Origin of the sequence: Marinibacterium sp. SX1 (genome assembly GCF_050389775.1) — a bacterium.
In the GTDB taxonomy this organism is placed as follows: Bacteria; Pseudomonadota; Alphaproteobacteria; order Rhodobacterales; family Rhodobacteraceae; genus Marinibacterium.
In genome coordinates this window covers 1-14,093 of the sequence record NZ_CP177144.1, presented here as the reverse complement: position 1 = coordinate 14,093, position 14,093 = coordinate 1, and the positions used below count along the sequence as shown (strand labels likewise).

16 protein-coding genes are annotated in these 14,093 nt (G+C 68.4%); 9 read left to right on the top strand and 7 right to left on the bottom strand.

Annotation, left to right across the window (positions count from 1 at the left end; genetic code table 11):
* The first annotated feature begins 41 nt into the window (after positions 1 to 41).
* On the top strand, positions 42 to 3,497 hold the full coding sequence (locus tag ACK3BB_RS00080; RefSeq protein WP_428926695.1) for a chromosome segregation SMC family protein: 3,456 nt from the start codon (positions 42 to 44) through the stop codon (positions 3,495 to 3,497).
* Positions 3,498 to 3,864: 367 nt separating this feature from the next.
* Here ACK3BB_RS00080 and ACK3BB_RS00075 read toward each other — a convergent pair whose 3' ends face one another.
* Both ACK3BB_RS00075 and cbiB read right to left on the bottom strand, forming a co-directional pair.
* Positions 3,865 to 5,034 (bottom strand): lytic murein transglycosylase, encoded by a 1,170-nt coding sequence (locus ACK3BB_RS00075; RefSeq protein WP_428926694.1) that lies wholly within the window; start codon positions 5,032 to 5,034, stop codon positions 3,865 to 3,867.
* A 38-nt stretch (positions 5,035 to 5,072) separates the two neighbouring features.
* A complete protein-coding gene (cbiB, locus tag ACK3BB_RS00070) occupies positions 5,073 to 5,978 on the bottom strand; it encodes an adenosylcobinamide-phosphate synthase CbiB (protein ID WP_428928785.1) in 906 nt (301 codons plus the stop codon).
* Between the two features lie 207 nt (positions 5,979 to 6,185).
* Between cbiB and ACK3BB_RS00065 the strand changes: the two genes are divergently transcribed.
* A complete protein-coding gene (locus tag ACK3BB_RS00065) occupies positions 6,186 to 6,548 on the top strand; it encodes a response regulator transcription factor (protein ID WP_428926693.1) in 363 nt (120 codons plus the stop codon).
* Here the strand turns inward: ACK3BB_RS00065 and ACK3BB_RS00060 are convergent.
* Positions 6,530 to 7,519, bottom strand: coding sequence for a glutathione S-transferase family protein (locus tag ACK3BB_RS00060; RefSeq protein WP_428926692.1), 990 nt, complete (start codon positions 7,517 to 7,519; stop codon positions 6,530 to 6,532). The two genes, ACK3BB_RS00065 and ACK3BB_RS00060, sit on opposite strands and share 19 nt — an antisense overlap.
* Positions 7,520 to 7,763: 244 nt before the next feature.
* Here ACK3BB_RS00060 and ACK3BB_RS00055 point away from each other — a divergent pair, with 244 nt between their 5' ends.
* Positions 7,764 to 8,111 carry a hypothetical protein gene (locus tag ACK3BB_RS00055; RefSeq protein ID WP_428926691.1) on the top strand — a complete coding sequence of 116 codons (348 nt, stop codon included), beginning with the start codon at positions 7,764 to 7,766 and terminating at the stop codon, positions 8,109 to 8,111.
* Between the two features lie 63 nt (positions 8,112 to 8,174).
* Here the strand turns inward: ACK3BB_RS00055 and ACK3BB_RS00050 are convergent, their stop codons facing one another.
* Positions 8,175 to 9,356, bottom strand: coding sequence for a MalY/PatB family protein (locus ACK3BB_RS00050; protein ID WP_428926690.1), 1,182 nt, complete (start codon positions 9,354 to 9,356; stop codon positions 8,175 to 8,177).
* A gap of 98 nt (positions 9,357 to 9,454) precedes the next feature.
* On the opposite strand from ACK3BB_RS00050, the gene def (ACK3BB_RS00045) reads away from it, so the two are divergent.
* From def (ACK3BB_RS00045) to ACK3BB_RS00020, 6 genes are read left to right on the top strand one after another with little or no spacing between them, the layout of a single operon-like run.
* Complete coding sequence (def, locus tag ACK3BB_RS00045) at positions 9,455 to 9,973, top strand: peptide deformylase (protein WP_428926689.1); 519 nt, start codon at positions 9,455 to 9,457, stop codon at positions 9,971 to 9,973.
* Positions 9,973 to 10,473: a peptide deformylase gene (gene def / locus ACK3BB_RS00040; RefSeq protein ID WP_428926688.1), complete on the top strand. Its 501-nt coding sequence runs from the start codon at positions 9,973 to 9,975 to the stop codon at positions 10,471 to 10,473. Before def (ACK3BB_RS00045) ends, def (ACK3BB_RS00040) begins: the two co-directional genes overlap by 1 nt.
* Positions 10,470 to 10,979, top strand: coding sequence for a peptide deformylase (gene def, locus ACK3BB_RS00035; protein WP_428926687.1), 510 nt, complete (start codon positions 10,470 to 10,472; stop codon positions 10,977 to 10,979). Before def (ACK3BB_RS00040) ends, def (ACK3BB_RS00035) begins: the two co-directional genes overlap by 4 nt.
* Positions 10,979 to 11,917, top strand: coding sequence for a methionyl-tRNA formyltransferase (gene fmt / locus ACK3BB_RS00030; protein WP_428926686.1), 939 nt, complete (start codon positions 10,979 to 10,981; stop codon positions 11,915 to 11,917). The genes def (ACK3BB_RS00035) and fmt overlap by 1 nt, the downstream gene beginning before the upstream one ends.
* The gene (locus tag ACK3BB_RS00025) at positions 11,908 to 12,150 is read left to right on the top strand and encodes a hypothetical protein (RefSeq protein ID WP_428926685.1); all 243 of its coding nucleotides are present in this window, start codon (positions 11,908 to 11,910) and stop codon (positions 12,148 to 12,150) included. Before fmt ends, ACK3BB_RS00025 begins: the two co-directional genes overlap by 10 nt.
* A 7-nt stretch (positions 12,151 to 12,157) precedes the next feature.
* Positions 12,158 to 12,424, top strand: a complete 267-nt coding sequence (locus ACK3BB_RS00020) for a GlsB/YeaQ/YmgE family stress response membrane protein (protein ID WP_428926684.1) — start codon at positions 12,158 to 12,160, stop codon at positions 12,422 to 12,424.
* A gap of 66 nt (positions 12,425 to 12,490) precedes the next feature.
* On the opposite strand, the gene rnhA is transcribed toward ACK3BB_RS00020, so the two are convergent.
* The 3 genes from rnhA to ACK3BB_RS00005 are packed head-to-tail and all read right to left on the bottom strand — an operon-like array spanning position 12,491 to position 13,981.
* Positions 12,491 to 12,943, bottom strand: a complete 453-nt coding sequence (rnhA, locus tag ACK3BB_RS00015) for a ribonuclease HI (RefSeq protein WP_428926683.1) — start codon at positions 12,941 to 12,943, stop codon at positions 12,491 to 12,493.
* Positions 12,936 to 13,523, bottom strand: a complete 588-nt coding sequence (locus ACK3BB_RS00010; RefSeq protein ID WP_428926682.1) for a class I SAM-dependent DNA methyltransferase — start codon at positions 13,521 to 13,523, stop codon at positions 12,936 to 12,938. The genes rnhA and ACK3BB_RS00010 overlap by 8 nt, the downstream gene beginning before the upstream one ends.
* Positions 13,520 to 13,981 (bottom strand): DUF3429 domain-containing protein, encoded by a 462-nt coding sequence (locus tag ACK3BB_RS00005; protein WP_428926681.1) that lies wholly within the window; start codon positions 13,979 to 13,981, stop codon positions 13,520 to 13,522. The genes ACK3BB_RS00010 and ACK3BB_RS00005 overlap by 4 nt, the downstream gene beginning before the upstream one ends.
* Positions 13,982 to 14,093: the final 112 nt, after the last annotated feature.

Sequence of the window (14,093 nt, the reverse complement as noted above, 5' to 3'; positions counted from 1 at the left end):
CATGGGCGGAATCGTCGTGAATCGCCGAAAGGCCCTGTCCGTTGCGTTTTACAAAGCTCCGTCTCACCGGGTTCAAGAGTTTCGTGGACCCGACCGACCTGATCATCCACGAAGGCCTGACCGGCGTCGTGGGGCCGAATGGCTGTGGCAAGTCCAACCTGCTGGAAGCCCTGCGTTGGGTGATGGGCGAAAACCGTCCCTCGGCCATGCGCGGCGGCGGCATGGAGGACGTGATCTTTGCTGGCTCGGGCACCCGCCCGGCGCGGAACTTTGCCGAAGTGTCGTTGCAGATCGACAATGCCGACCGCCTGGCGCCTTCGGGTTTCAACGACCAGGACAGCCTGGAGGTCATTCGCCGGATCACCCGCGACGTTGGATCCGCCTACAAGGCCAACGCCAAGGATGTCCGGGCGCGCGACGTGCAGATGCTGTTTGCCGACGCTTCGACTGGTGCCCATTCTCCGGCTCTGGTCCGGCAGGGCCAGATCTCCGAGCTGATCAACGCCAAGCCCAAGGCCCGTCGCCGGATCCTGGAAGAAGCCGCCGGGATTTCGGGGCTGTACCAGCGGCGGCATGAGGCCGAACTCAAGCTGAACGGCACCGAGCAGAACCTGGCCCGGGTCGACGATGTGATCGAACAGCTGGCCCAGCAGTTGGCGCAGCTGGCGCGCCAGGCCCGCCAGGCCGCGCGTTACCGTTCGATCGGCGAATCGCTGAGGCGCGCCGAAGGCCTGCTGCTTTACCGGCGCTGGCGCGAGGCCGACGAGGCCCGGGCAGCGGCGGCCGAGGGGCTCAAGACCTGCACGACGGAAGCGGCGCAGCGCGAACATGCCGTGCGCGAGGCGACATCGGCCCGCGAAGCGGCCGAGGAAGCCCTGCCGCCCTTGCGCGAGGAAGAGGCCATTGCCGCGGCGGTGGTGCAGCGCATGAATGTGCGCCGCCATGCGCTGGAGGACGAATCCAAGCGGGCCCAAGAGTCCATCCGCACGCTGACCAGCCGCATCGAACAGCTGTCGCGGGACATCGACCGCGAGCGCGGGCTGAACCGCGATGCCGGCGAGACGATCGAGACCCTGGAATGGGAAGCGCGCGAGCTGGCCAAGGCCGGCGAGGGCCACGACGACCAGCTGGAAGAGGCCGCCGACCAGGCCCAGGAAGCAGCCGCCGTCCTGTCCGACCGCGAATCGCACCTGAGCACGGTGACCGAAGACGTGGCCCGCCTGGCCGCGCGTCACCAATCGGTGGCCCGGCTGCTGTCGGACAGCCACAAGACTCTCGAACGTTCCGAGGCTGCGGCCGAGCAGGCTGAGGCCAACATGGCCGCTGCCCGCCGCACCCTGGCCGAAACCGGATCGGCCTGTGACGAGGCGCGCAGTGCCGAGGCCCGCGCCCAGCTGGCGGCCGAACAGGCCGAGGCGGCGCTGGAAGCGGCGGACGAGGCGCTGACCGACACCCAGGGGCTGGAGGCCGATGCGCGGGCCGAACGGTCGGCCGCCGAAGGCGAGGTCGGCGCGATCCAGGCCGAGGTTTCGGCCCTTGCGCGTTTGGTCGACCGCGATACCGCCGAGGGCGGCCAGGTGATGGACGCGATCCGCGTCGAGGCAGGCTATGAAAAGGCCCTGGGCGCGGCGCTGGCCGACGACCTGCGTGCCCCGCACGTGGGCCGCGAAGGCCCGTCGGGCTGGGTTGACCTGCCGGGCTATGACGACGCTCCGGCCTTGCCCGAAGGCGTTCAGCCGCTGTCGGCCATGGTCCAGGTGCCCGATGTGCTGGCCCGCCGGATCGGCCAGATCGGCGTGGTCACAGCCGAAGACGGTGCCCGCTTGCAAGCCGCGTTGCAACCCGGCCAGCGGCTGGTCACGCGCGAGGGCGACCTCTGGCGGTGGGACGGTTACCGGGCCTGGGCCGAAGACGCACCCTCGGCCGCGGCCCTGCGGCTGGAACAGATCAACCGATTGGAATCGCTGAAGAACGACCTTGAAGAAATCAGCGCGCGTGCCGCGGCGGCGACCCAGGCTCACGAGGCGCTGAAAATGCGCCTGAAGGAGCTGGCCGATGCCGATGCCGCCGCGCGGACGGCCCGCCGCGAGGCCGATCGCATGGTGGCCGACGCCGGCCGGGCGCTCAGCCGGGCCGAGGCGGATCGAAACCTGGCCGAGGGCAAGCTGGAGACCCTGGGCCTGGCGCTGGCGCGCCACCGCGACGAGGCCACCGAGGCGCGGCGCCAGGTCGTGGAAGCCGAGCGGCAGATGCATGACCTCGACGATCTCGACAGCGCCAGGGCAGCGGTGGAGGATCTGAAGCAGGTGGTCGAGGCCGCGCGGATCACGATGATGACCCGCCGCTCGGCCCATGACGAACTGCGCCGCGAAGGCGAGGCCCGGCTGAAGCGCAGCCAGGTCGTGACCAAGGAACTGAGCGGCTGGCGGCATCGCCTGGAAACCGCCGGCACGCGGATTGCCGAGCTGGAAGAGCGCCGCGAGGCCACGGCCGACGAGCTGGGCGAGGCCAAGGAGCGGCCCGAGGAACTGGCCGAGGAACAGGAAACCCTGTTGGCCGAGCTGGAAACGGCGGAGGCGCGCAAGGCCGATGCCTCGGATGCGCTGGCCGCCGGCGAGGCCCGCCAGCGCAGCACGGTCCAGGCCGAACGCGATGCCGAACGGGCGGCGTCGGAGGCGCGCGAGAACCGGGCGCGGGCCGAAGCCCGGGCCGAAGCCGCGCGCGAGGCCGTGTTGCAGGCGGCGGACCGGATCGCGGATGACCGCGAATGCTCGCCGGCCGAGTTGCTGACCGCGCTGGATACCGATCCGTCCGAAATGCCCGATGCCGAAGCGCTGGAGGCCGAGGTCAACCGCCACAAGCGCCAGCGCGATGCCCTGGGCGCGGTGAACCTGCGGGCCGAGGAAGATGCCCGCGAGGTGCAGGACGAGCACGACGCCCTGGTCAAGGAGAAATCCGACCTGGAAGAGGCCATCCGCACGCTGCGCTCGGGCATTGCCAGCCTCAACCGCGAAGGGCGCGAGCGGCTGTTGACGGCCTTCGAACAGGTGAACAGCAACTTTGCCATGCTCTTCACTCATCTGTTCGGTGGGGGCGAGGCCAACCTGGTCATGGTGGAGAGCGACGATCCGCTCGATGCCGGGCTGGAGATCATGTGCCAGCCGCCGGGCAAGAAGCTGTCGACGCTCTCGCTGCTGTCGGGTGGGGAACAGACGCTGACGGCCATGGCGCTGATCTTTGCGGTCTTCCTGGCCAATCCGGCGCCGATCTGCGTGCTCGACGAGGTCGACGCGCCGCTCGACGATGCCAACGTGACGCGGTTCTGCGATCTGCTGGACGAGATGTGCCGGCGGACCGACACGCGGTTCCTGATCATCACGCACCATGCGGTGACCATGGCGCGGATGGATCGGCTGTTCGGGGTGACCATGGCTGAACAGGGCGTGTCGCAGCTGGTGTCGGTCGATCTGCGCAAGGCCGAGGCCATGGTGGCCTGACCCCGGGCAGGCGGGACGACGCTCGCCTGCGGCATCGCCCCGCCCGCCGTCCCGTAATGGTTAATTTCGGTGTTCGGATTTTAACGTGCGATTGACCCTAAATCCCTAGCGTTCTTCCGCGGCGACCTGTCGCGGTGGAAGGACGTGATGACCCTGAACCAAGAAGCTTGTTGGAAGTGGATGGTGATCCTGAAAGCCGCTGCGCTGCTGGTGTCCATCATCCGTCTCGTTTCCGGTTTCTGACCGGGTATGAGAAGCCCCGTAGAGAGCGACCTCTGCGGGGCGCGTTTCGGTGATGAACCTGAAACACTTACTGGAATGGCCAGTAGATTGGTAATTTGCTAATTTTCCGTAAAGACCCGGCCCCTCACAGCGCGTTCAGCAACCCAACCGTCGGCCAGGCATCCGCCGGCATCCCCAACCGCGCCTGCTCCGCCTGAACGGCCGCCCGTGTCCCGGCGCCCAGGATGCCGTCGATCCCGCCCACGTCATGGCCTCGTGCCGCCAGCTTCTGCTGCAGCACCTTCATCTGCTCGCCGCTCAGCCCCGGGTCGGGATTGCCGGCCTGGTAGATCGGTGCGCCTTCCAGGCGGGTGGCGAAATAGGCCGCCGTCATCACGTAGACAAAGCTCTGGTTCCATTCGAAATAAACGTCGAAATTCGGATAGGCTAGGAACGCCGGCCCGTTGCGCCCCTGCGGCAGGATCAGCGAGGCCGGCAGGTCGGCCATCTGGCCGTCGCGGGCCACCACGCCCATGGCCTGCCAATCGCGAGACGGGCGGGGCTTGCCCGGCCCGGAGAGCGACCAGTCCAGGCCCTCGGGCACAGTGACCTCCTCGATCCAGGGCTCGCCCGCGCGCCAGCCCAGGCCCGACAACAGCTTGCCCCCCGACATCAACGCATCCGCGGCCGATTGCTTGAGCAGCACATGCCCGTCGCCATCCCCGTCGACACCGTTTTCCAGGATGTCACCGGGCAGCATCTGGACCATGCCGATCTCGCCGGCCCAGGCGCCGGTTGTGGTGGCCGGATCGAAATCGCCGTGTTCGTAGAGCTCCAACGCGGCCAGGACCTGTGGCCGGAACAGCTCGGGCCGGCGGCAATCATGGGCCAGGGTGACCAGCGCGTTCAGCGTGTTGAAATCGCCCTGCACCGCCCCGTAATCCGTCTCGAAGGCCCAGAAGGCCAGCAACACCCCGCGCGACACGCCGTATTGCGCCTCGATCCGGTCAAAGACCGCCCCGTGGCGGCTGGCGTTCTGGCGGCCCCGGTCGATGCGATTCTGGCTGATCAGCCGGCGCGAGAAATCGACGAAGGGCCGCTGAAAGACACCCTGCGCCCGGTCGGCGCGCAGCACGGCCGGATCCTGCCGGGCACTGCGGAAGAACGCATCGACGGTGGCCGGATCATGCCCGGCGGCCACGGCTTCGGTCTTCAGCCCGTCGATGAACCCGGGGAAATCGCCCCCGCATTGGGCGGCCAGCGGGCCGGCAGACAGGGCGAGGGCGGTGAAACAGGCGAAAGAGAGGTGTCGCATCAGGTCTTCCCGGCTTTGGCATTCAGGCTGGTACAGGCCTACAGCAGCGCCATCGCGAGGACCAGCAACAGCCCCGCGAGCCAGCTGCGCCACAGGCAGGACACCGCCGCATCGATTTCCGCCGCGTCGATCTCGCGCCGGGCCCGGCCGTTCACCCAGGCCAGTTCGCGCATTTGGCCGTCATAGCTGCGCGGGCCGGCCAGGGCGACATCCAGCACCCGGGCCATGGCCGCCTCGGGCCAGCCGGCATTGGGCGAGCGGTGGCGGCGGGCATCGCGGCGGATCGCCGCCCAGGGCAGGCGGCCATGGGACAGGCCGATCAGCAGGGCGGTCAGCCGGGCCGGCACCAGGTTCAGCAGGTCGTCCATCCGGGCCGAGGCCCAGCCAAAGGCCTCGTGGCGCGGCGTGCGGTAGCCGATCATGCTGTCGGCAGTGTTGACGGCCTTGTAGATCAGGATGCCGGGCAGCCCGCCCAGCAGGAACCAGAAGGCCGGGGCGATCACCCCGTCCGACAGGTTTTCCGCCGCGCTTTCGATGGCCGACCGCGCGATGCGCGGAGCGTCCATGTCGGCTGTGTCGCGGCTGACGATCATGGCCACGGCCTGCCGCCCCCCGGGCAGGCCCCGGCGCAGGCCATCGGCCACGGCGCCGACATGTTCGACCAACGACCGCTGGGCCAGCAGGATCGCGGCGCAGAGGATCTCGACCACCGGGCCCAGCTGCGCCAGCAGCCATCCCAGCCCGCCGGCCCCGGCCATCAGGATTGCCAGCGCCAGCAGCCCGCGCAGCCGCAGGCCCGGCCCCCGGTTGAGCCGTTGATCCAGCCAGCCCACCGCGCGGCCCATCAGCTCCGCCGGATGGGGCAGGCGCGACCACAGCCAGCGCGGCTCGCCCAGGGCTGCATCCAGCGCCATAGCCAGGATGAGGCAGACAGGCCCGCTCAGCATGGGCGGCCCGCCCGGTCGGGGCGGATCATTGCCCGTTTGCCGGGCAAACGCCCGGGCCATGAGCGCGGCCTGCGCTCGTTGTCTGCGCAGGGCATGGAATTCCTCGCAATCTTAACCCGCTCCTCAGATTCATTAATCGTTTGTTAACGCATAAAGCGCATCAATGGGCCAGCCGACAGCGTCCTGCGGCTGAAAGCGGTGCCCATGAACGTCTTGATCGTAGAGAGTAAGCCCGAACTTGGTTGCATGTGGCAGCGGCATCTGCAGCGCATGGGCGCCGATGTCGACCTGGTGACCTCGCAGGAAGCGGCGATCGTGTCGCTGCAAGAGGCGGAATACGACATCCTGGTCGTCGACCTGGTCCTGCAGGACGGCAGCGCGCTGACGGTCTCGGATTTCGCCAATTACCGCTGCCCCGAGGCGCGGGTGATCTTCGTGACCAACACGACCTTCTTCTCGGACGGGTCGATCTTTGCCCATTCGCCCAATGCCTGCGCCTATGTGCCGGCGGCGACCCGGCCCGAAGACCTGGCCGCCATGGTCGATTACTACGCCGCGCTGCGCTGATCGCGCCCGTGCGGGGCGGTGAAATCGGGCGAGGGGTTGATCGGGATGATCCGGTGCGGATTGATCGTGTCGTGGCTGTAATGGTAATGCCGCACGATATGGCCGAAATGCACCGTCTCGGCCACGCCCGGCCATTGATAGAGCTCGCGCGTGTAGCCCCAGATATTGGGGTAATCCACGATCCGCGCCCGGTTGCACTTGAAATGGGTGTGATAGACCAGATCGAAGCGCAACAGGGTCGTCAGCAGCCGCCAATCGGCTTCGGTGATCTCGTCGCCCATCAGGTAACGCTGGCCGGCCAGCCGCTCTTCGAGCCAGTCGAGCGTGTCGAACAGCGGGTGCACGGCGGCGTCATAGGCCTGTTGCGAGGTGGCGAAGCCGGATTTGTAGACGCCGTTGTTCAGCGTGTCGTAGATCCGCTCGTTGACCTCGGCGATGCCCGCGCGCAGGGCCGGCGGGTGGAAATCCAGGGTGTTGCCGGTGATTCCGTCGAAGGCCGAATTGAACATGCGGATGATCTCGGCGCTTTCGTTGGACACGATGGTGCCGCGCTGCTTGTCCCACAGGACGGGCACGGTGACGCGGGTGGTGCAGCCCGGTTCGGCTTGTTGGTAGACCTCGTAGAGACAGGATTTGCCCAACAGGTCATCGCCCGTCGCGCCATCGAAATCGGTGGCGAAGGTCCAGCCCTTGTCGAGCATGTCGGGATGCACGACCGAAACCGAGATATGCGGGGCCAGGTCCTTGAGATTGCGGAAGATCAGGGCGCGGTGGGCCCAGGGGCAGGCAAGGCTGACATAAAGATGGTAGCGCCCGCTCTCGGCGGCGAAACCGCCTTCGCCGCTGGGGCCGGGGCGACCGTCGGGGGTGACCCAGTTGCGGAAGCTGGAGGTCGAGCGCTTGAACGCGCCGCCGGTCGATTTGGTGTCATACCAATTGTCGTGCCAGATGCCGTCGATCAGCTGTCCCATGGGGTCCTCCTGCGGTTGCCATCGCGGGAAAGGTAAGGCGGCCGGGCGCGATGTCACAACTGTTGCGGCGCGCAGGGCCTCTGCAATGGTGCACCAAGGCGCGGTCTGGGTTGGGGCACCGGGCGGGGGCTCCGGGGTGGCTGATGCGCCGGGGCAACAGCGGGTTTTCGAGCCTTTCGTCAGGGTTGATTAACAGGTGTCTGGCATAGCTTCCTTGAAGGACGGAAGACCGGGAGATTCTGTGATGTCGACCTACCTGCCGAGGGAAGTGAGGGACGATCTGGATGCCGCGCGGATGGCCAAGCTGCGCAAGCGCAACCGCCTGCGCGTGCTGGTCGGCGGCGAGGCCTGGCCGGTGCTGCGGCTCTGGCGATCGGGGTTTGCCGTCGAGGCCGAGCGTGTGCCGGCCCTGCGCGGGCTGGTCGATGTCTATGACGGGTCGCAGCATCTCTACCAATGCCTGATCGTGGCTTCCGAGGAAGAGGGCGGCGAGATGCGCTATGAATTCAAGCGCAACACGGCGGCCCATGACAGCCCGCCGCTGGATCACGCCCGCGATCCCGACACCCCCATCGCGCTGCTGCCCCGCTGAGGGTGCCCCGCACATCGCCTGCGCCATCGGCCATGCCCCCGGCCGCAACCGGGGGCGGCGGCGTTATTGCAGGTCTTCGAAGGCCGCGGCCATGCGTTCGACGGCCTTTTCGATCTGGCTGCGCGGCATGCCGATGTTGAACCGCAGGAAGCTGTCACCGCCCTTGCCGAAGGTATGGCCTTCGTTGGCCGCGATCCGGGCGCCCTTGTAGACCCGTTGCTGCGCCTCTTCCGGGCTCATGCCCGTGCCCGCGAAATCGACCCAGCTGAGATAGGTGGCCTGCAGCGGCATCGAACGCAGGCCGGGGATCGCGTTGATCCCGGCGTCAAAGACCTGGCGGTTGCCGTCGAGATACCGCACCAGCGCCTCGACCCATTCCGCCCCCGCCGGCGAATAGGCCGCCGTGGCGAACTCGACGCCGAAGACGTTGCTGGCCACCCGCAGCGCCTCCTTGCGGCTGGCGAATTTCGCGCGCAGGGCCTCGTCTTCGATGATCACGCAGCCGGTATGCAGCCCGGCAAGGTTGAAGGTCTTGGACGGCGCGGCCAGGGTGACCAGCCGGTCGGTCACGCCGTCGATCAGCGCGGTGGGCACATGCTGCTGGCCGGGCATCACCAGGTCGTGGTGGATCTCGTCCGAGATCAGCAGCAGGTCGTGGCGCCGGGCAAAGGCCGCGATGCCCTCCAGCTCGGCCCGGGTCCAGACACGGCCGCCGGGATTATGCGGCGAACACAGGATCAGCGCGGTTTCCGACCCGTCCATCTGGGCATCCCAGGCGTCGAAATCCAGCGTGTAGAGCCCGTCGACTATGGGCATTTCGCATTCCACCACGCGCCGGTCGGCGCCCAGAATGGTCTTGGCAAAGGCATGGTAGACCGGGGTGAACAGCACGATGCCGTCGCCCGGGCGGGTGAAGGTGTCGAGGCAGAGCGCCACGGCGTTGACGATGCCCGTCGTGGTGAACATCGTCTCGGGCGCGACGGTCCAGCCATGGCGGTTTTCCATCCACCAGGACACCGCCTGGTGAAAGCCGGCATCGCCCGTCGTATAGCCGAAGATGCCGTCGTCGAGCAGCGCGCGGCCCCGGTCCAGCACGACCTGCGGCGGGCGGAAATCCATGTCGGCGACCCACATCGACAGGCCCTCGTCGGGCGACACGCCGTAGAGCTTGTCCATCGCGTCCCACTTGGCGCAGCCCGTGCCGCGCCGGTCGATCACCGCGTCGAAATCCGGATCCGTCGTCATGCCATGTCCTTTCCGTGCATTCGGGCTGACGCTATGCCATTTGGCCCCGGGTGCAAGGGGCGTTGCGGCAGACCGGTCAATCGCTTACATCCATGGCCATGAAGCGCCCCATTCTCATCCATCCCGATCCGCGCCTGAAGAAGGTCTGCGCGCCCGTGGCCGATATCACGGACGACCTGCGCCGGCTGGCCGACGACATGCTGGAAACCATGTATGACGCCCCGGGCATCGGCCTGGCCGCGCCGCAGATCGGCGTGCTGGACCGGGTGATCGTGATGGATTGCGTCAAGGACGAAACCCTGCCGCCGCGCCCGGTGGTCATGGTCAACCCCCAGGTCGTCGCCGGCTCGGACCTGCTGAACACCTACGAGGAAGGCTGCCTGTCGATCCCCGAGCAATATGCCGATGTCACCCGGCCGGCCGAGGTCGAGGTGCGCTGGATGGATCTGGACGGGCGCGAGCAGACCGAGACGTTCGACGGGCTGTGGGCGACCTGCGTGCAGCACGAGATCGACCACCTCGATGGCAAGCTGTTCATCGATTACCTCAAGCCGATGAAGCGCCAGATGATCACCCGCAAGATGCAGAAGCTCAAGCGCGAGAAGGCCCGCGCCTGATGGCCCAGCGCGAGATCCTGCGCTGGCCCGATGCCCTGCTGTCGCGGGTCTGCGCGCCGGTCGGGGCCGACGAGGATGTCGGCGGGCTGGTCAGCGACATGTTCGACACGATGTATGCCGCGCCGGGCCGCGGGTTGGCCGCGCCGCAGGTCGGCGTGCTCAAGCGGGTCTTTGTCATGGACGTGACCTGGAAGGCCGGGCCGCGGACGCCGCTGGCCTTGATCAACCCCCAGGTCATCGACCGCGCGCCCGATATCCAAACGACCCGCGAGGGCTGCCTGTCGATCCCCGGCGTGCTGATCGACGTGGCCCGGCCCGAGGCCGTGACCATGGCCTGGACAGACGAGGCCGGCCGGCTGCGCGAAGACCGGTTCACGGGCTTTGCCGCGGTCTGTGCCCAGCACGAGCTGGACCACCTCGACGGCATCGTGACCCTTGACCGGGTCTCGCCCGAGGTGCGGCGCATGGCCGAGGCCGATTACGACGGGGGCGGGCGATGAGCGTCCGCCGCTGCCTGCCCTGGCCGGACAAGCGCCTGCGGACCGCGGCCGAGCCGGTCGAGAAGATCACCGACGAGATCCGCGCGACCTGGCAGGACATGATCGACACGATGGAAGCCATGCCCGGCGTTGGCCTGGCCGCCCCGCAGATCGGCGTGATGCTGCGGCTGGCCGTTGTCGATGCCTCCGCCGAGCGCGGCCGGGTGATCCGGCTGGCCAATCCCGAAATCCTTGAGGCCTCGACCGAGCTGCGCGCCCATGACGAGGCCAGCCCCAACCTGCCGGGCGTCTCGGCCCGGCTGGAACGGCCGGCCCGGGTGACGGTGCGGTTTCTCAACGGCCAGGGCATGATCGACCGCCACGATTTCGAAGGGTTGTGGGCGACCAGTGTGCAGCACCAGATCGATCACCTCAACGGGCGGATGTATTTCGACAACCTGGGCCGCACGCGGCGCGACATGCTGCTGCGCAAGGCCCGCAAGATGGCCACCCCCCGGGAGGACTGATGCGCATCATCTTCATGGGCACGCCCGATTTCTCGGTGCCGGTGCTGCAGGCGCTGGTCGATGCCGGCCATGACATCGCCGCCGTCTATTGCCAGCCGCCGCGCCCGGCCGGCCGGGGCAAGAAGCCACGGCCGTCGCCGGTGCAGGCCCGGGCCGAGGCGCTTGGCCTGGCCGTGCGCCACCCGGTGTCGCTGAAAGGCGTCGAGGAACAGGCCGCCTTTGCCGCGCTGGAGGCCGATGTGGCCGTTGTCGTGGCCTATGGGCTGATCCTGCCGCAGCCGGTGCTGGACGCGCCGGCCCGGGGCTGTCTCAACATCCATGCCTCGCTGCTGCCGCGCTGGCGCGGTGCGGCGCCGATCCACCGGGCGATCATGTCGGGCGACGACCGGACCGGCATCTGCATCATGCAGATGGAAGCCGGGCTGGACACCGGGCCGGTGCTGCTGCGCGAGGAAACCGATATCGGGGCCGAGGAAACCACGGCCGGGCTGCATGACCGGCTCAGCGCGATGGGTGCGGGGCTGATCACCCGGGCGCTCGACCGGATCGACAGCCTGGTGGCCGAGCCGCAGCCCGAAGAGGGCGTGACCTATGCGGCCAAGATCGACAAGGCCGAGGCCCGGATCGACTGGTCGCTGCCGGCGGACAGCGTCGATCGCCAGATCCGCGGGTTGTCACCCTTTCCCGGCGCCTGGACCGAGATCGGCGGCGAGCGGGTCAAGCTGCTGGCCTCGCGCCTGGCCCCGGGGCCGATCCCGGGCGACAGCCCGGCCGGCACGGTGCTGACCGACGGGCTGACCGTGGCCTGCGGCAGCGGGGCGGTCGAGATCCTGCGCTTGCAAAGGGCGGGCAAGGGCGCGCAGGATCAGGGCGATTACCTGCGCGGCCGCCCGGTCGCGGCCGGCACCTGCCTGCAGAAGGAGGCCCCATGTTCCTGACACTCTTCGGCACCGTCGTGATCGCGGGCATCGTGGGATATGCCTCGGAACGCACCGGCTGGACGCGCAACGGGGTGATCCCGTCGATCATCATCTGCATCGGCGGGGCGTTCCTGTTCTTCTTTCTGCGCATCATGTTCGGCATCGGCTTCGGGAGCCCGGGGCTGAACGCCATCGTCTCGTCGATCGGTGCGCTGGTCATCGTGCCGTTCCACTGGCGGCCGCGAAAGTGACCGGGCGATGAGCATCGTCGTTCTGGTCATCATCGGCGCCGCCGCCGGGTTCATTGCCACGCGGCTGATGCGGATCGAGGCCGATATCATCACGACCATCGTCGTCGGCATCCTGGGCGCCCTGCTGGGCGGGCTGGTGCTGCGGCTGCTGCTGACGGTGATGGGCGCCATGGCCGGGTTGATCGGGGCGATCCTGGGGGCGCTGGTGCTGATCTGGCTCTGGCAGATCTACGGGCCGAAGGGGCCGCGCGGCCCGGGTGGCCGCCGGCGCTGAGCGGCCTTCGGATGGATGGCCGCCGGCGCGGCGGGGCAAGCCCCGCCCTACGCCGGCCCGCGTGACCTAACCCTTGAAAGGCTTCATCCCGGCCCGCGCCAGTTCGTCGGCGCGCTCGTTCTCGGGATGGCCGGCATGGCCCTTGACCCATTTCCACGTCACGTCATGGCGCGCCTGCGCCGCGTCCAGCCGTTGCCACAGCTCGGCATTCTTCACCGGCTTCTTCGCCGAGGTCTTCCAGCCGTTGCGCTTCCAGCCGAAGATCCAGCCGGTCACCCCGTTCTTCACATAGGCGCTGTCGGTCACCACGGTGATCTTCGACGCCTTGTCCAGCGTCTCCAGCGCGGTGATCGCGGCCATCAGCTCCATCCGGTTGTTGGTTGTCGCCGCCTCGCCGCCCGACAGGGTGCGTTCCTTCATCACCGTGCCGCCGTCCTTGGCCTGCAGCAGGACGCCCCAGCCGCCGGGGCCGGGATTGCCCGAACAGGCGCCATCGGTATAGGCAAAGAGCTCAGCCATGGGCAAAGACCGTGATCCCGGCCTCCAGCTGTCCGGACATTCCCCGGATCTCGCTCAGGTGACGATCCGTCACCTCGAACCCGGCCGCGCCAAGCAGATCTTCCAACTCGCTTTCTCCGTAATAGCTGTAGAACCGGCCCAGGCTGTCGATCTTTTCGCCCGTGCCCAGTTTCATGCCGATGCAGAACAATCCGCCCGGGGTCAACGCCCGATGCACCGCGGCAAGGCGGCCGGGCAGGGCGGCGCGCGGGGCGTGCAGCAGCGAATAGCTGGCCCAGATGCCGTCATAGGCGGCCACGTCGTCAAGCGCGTCGAACCGGGCCTGGCGGGCGGTGACCCCGGCCATGGCCGAGGCCAGCCGCACCATTTCGGCCGAGGCATCGCAGGCCGTGACGCGGAACCCGGCGCCGGCCATCACCGCCGCGGCATGGCCCGGCCCGCAGCCCAGGTCGAGCAGGTGGCCGCCCGTGGGCGCCCCGGCCATGAACCGGGCCAGCATCGGGTCGGTCTGGTCCTCGACCGTTCTCGCGTAATCGTCTGCCCGGGCATCGTAGAACCCGATCGTCCTGTCATCGCTCACCAGATCACTCCTACCGAAAGACATGCAATCACCAGCGCGGTCATCGCCACGCGCAGCCGCAGCCACCAGCCGGGTGTCAGGCCCCAGGCCGAGAAGGCCGCGTCGATCAGCAGCACACCGGCAAAGCCGAAGATCAGGTTCATCCCCGCGCTGGTCGGCCCGCCGCCGGTCATGACAAAGGCCCAGAGGGCGGGCAGCACCGACAGGGCATAGCAGATGCCCGCCCGGCCGGCCGGCGCCCGGGTGGCAAAGCCCCAGAGCACCCCGGACATGAAGCTGAGGATGACCGAGCCGTAGAACAGCTGGACATAAGGCCCGACGAACCGCGCGCCAAAGGTCTGCAGGCCCCAGGCCGACAGGCCGGGCGACAGGTAGCTCAGCGCGCCCCAGGCAAAGGGGATCAGCCCGGCCAGCGCCAGGGCCAGGGGGATCGGCGGTATGCGCGGGGATCGGGGCATCAGGGGCATGTCACTAGGGTCTTGGGGGCTTGGGGCGTGGGAGGGCGGATGAGCGGCTGGGTTGGCTGGCCAGTCGGGCGGGGAGGATGCGGCAGGGCAGGGCGGACCATGT

Excerpts from the sequence above, each read along its gene's own strand:
- ACK3BB_RS00075 (WP_428926694.1), bottom strand. The coding sequence starts at position 5,034 with ATGCGACACCTCTCTTTCGCCTGTTTCACCGCCCTCGCCCTGTCTGCC.
- ACK3BB_RS00065 (WP_428926693.1), top strand. The coding sequence starts at position 6,186 with ATGAACGTCTTGATCGTAGAGAGTAAGCCCGAACTTGGTTGCATGTGG.
- ACK3BB_RS00060 (WP_428926692.1), bottom strand. The coding sequence starts at position 7,519 with ATGGGACAGCTGATCGACGGCATCTGGCACGACAATTGGTATGACACC.
- ACK3BB_RS00055 (WP_428926691.1), top strand. The coding sequence starts at position 7,764 with ATGTCGACCTACCTGCCGAGGGAAGTGAGGGACGATCTGGATGCCGCG.
- ACK3BB_RS00050 (WP_428926690.1), bottom strand. The coding sequence starts at position 9,356 with ATGACGACGGATCCGGATTTCGACGCGGTGATCGACCGGCGCGGCACG.
- def (WP_428926689.1), top strand. The coding sequence starts at position 9,455 with ATGAAGCGCCCCATTCTCATCCATCCCGATCCGCGCCTGAAGAAGGTC.
- def (WP_428926688.1), top strand. The coding sequence starts at position 9,973 with ATGGCCCAGCGCGAGATCCTGCGCTGGCCCGATGCCCTGCTGTCGCGG.
- def (WP_428926687.1), top strand. The coding sequence starts at position 10,470 with ATGAGCGTCCGCCGCTGCCTGCCCTGGCCGGACAAGCGCCTGCGGACC.
- fmt (WP_428926686.1), top strand. The coding sequence starts at position 10,979 with ATGCGCATCATCTTCATGGGCACGCCCGATTTCTCGGTGCCGGTGCTG.
- ACK3BB_RS00025 (WP_428926685.1), top strand. The coding sequence starts at position 11,908 with ATGTTCCTGACACTCTTCGGCACCGTCGTGATCGCGGGCATCGTGGGA.
- ACK3BB_RS00020 (WP_428926684.1), top strand. The coding sequence starts at position 12,158 with ATGAGCATCGTCGTTCTGGTCATCATCGGCGCCGCCGCCGGGTTCATT.
- rnhA (WP_428926683.1), bottom strand. The coding sequence starts at position 12,943 with ATGGCTGAGCTCTTTGCCTATACCGATGGCGCCTGTTCGGGCAATCCC.
- ACK3BB_RS00005 (WP_428926681.1), bottom strand. The coding sequence starts at position 13,981 with ATGCCCCGATCCCCGCGCATACCGCCGATCCCCCTGGCCCTGGCGCTG.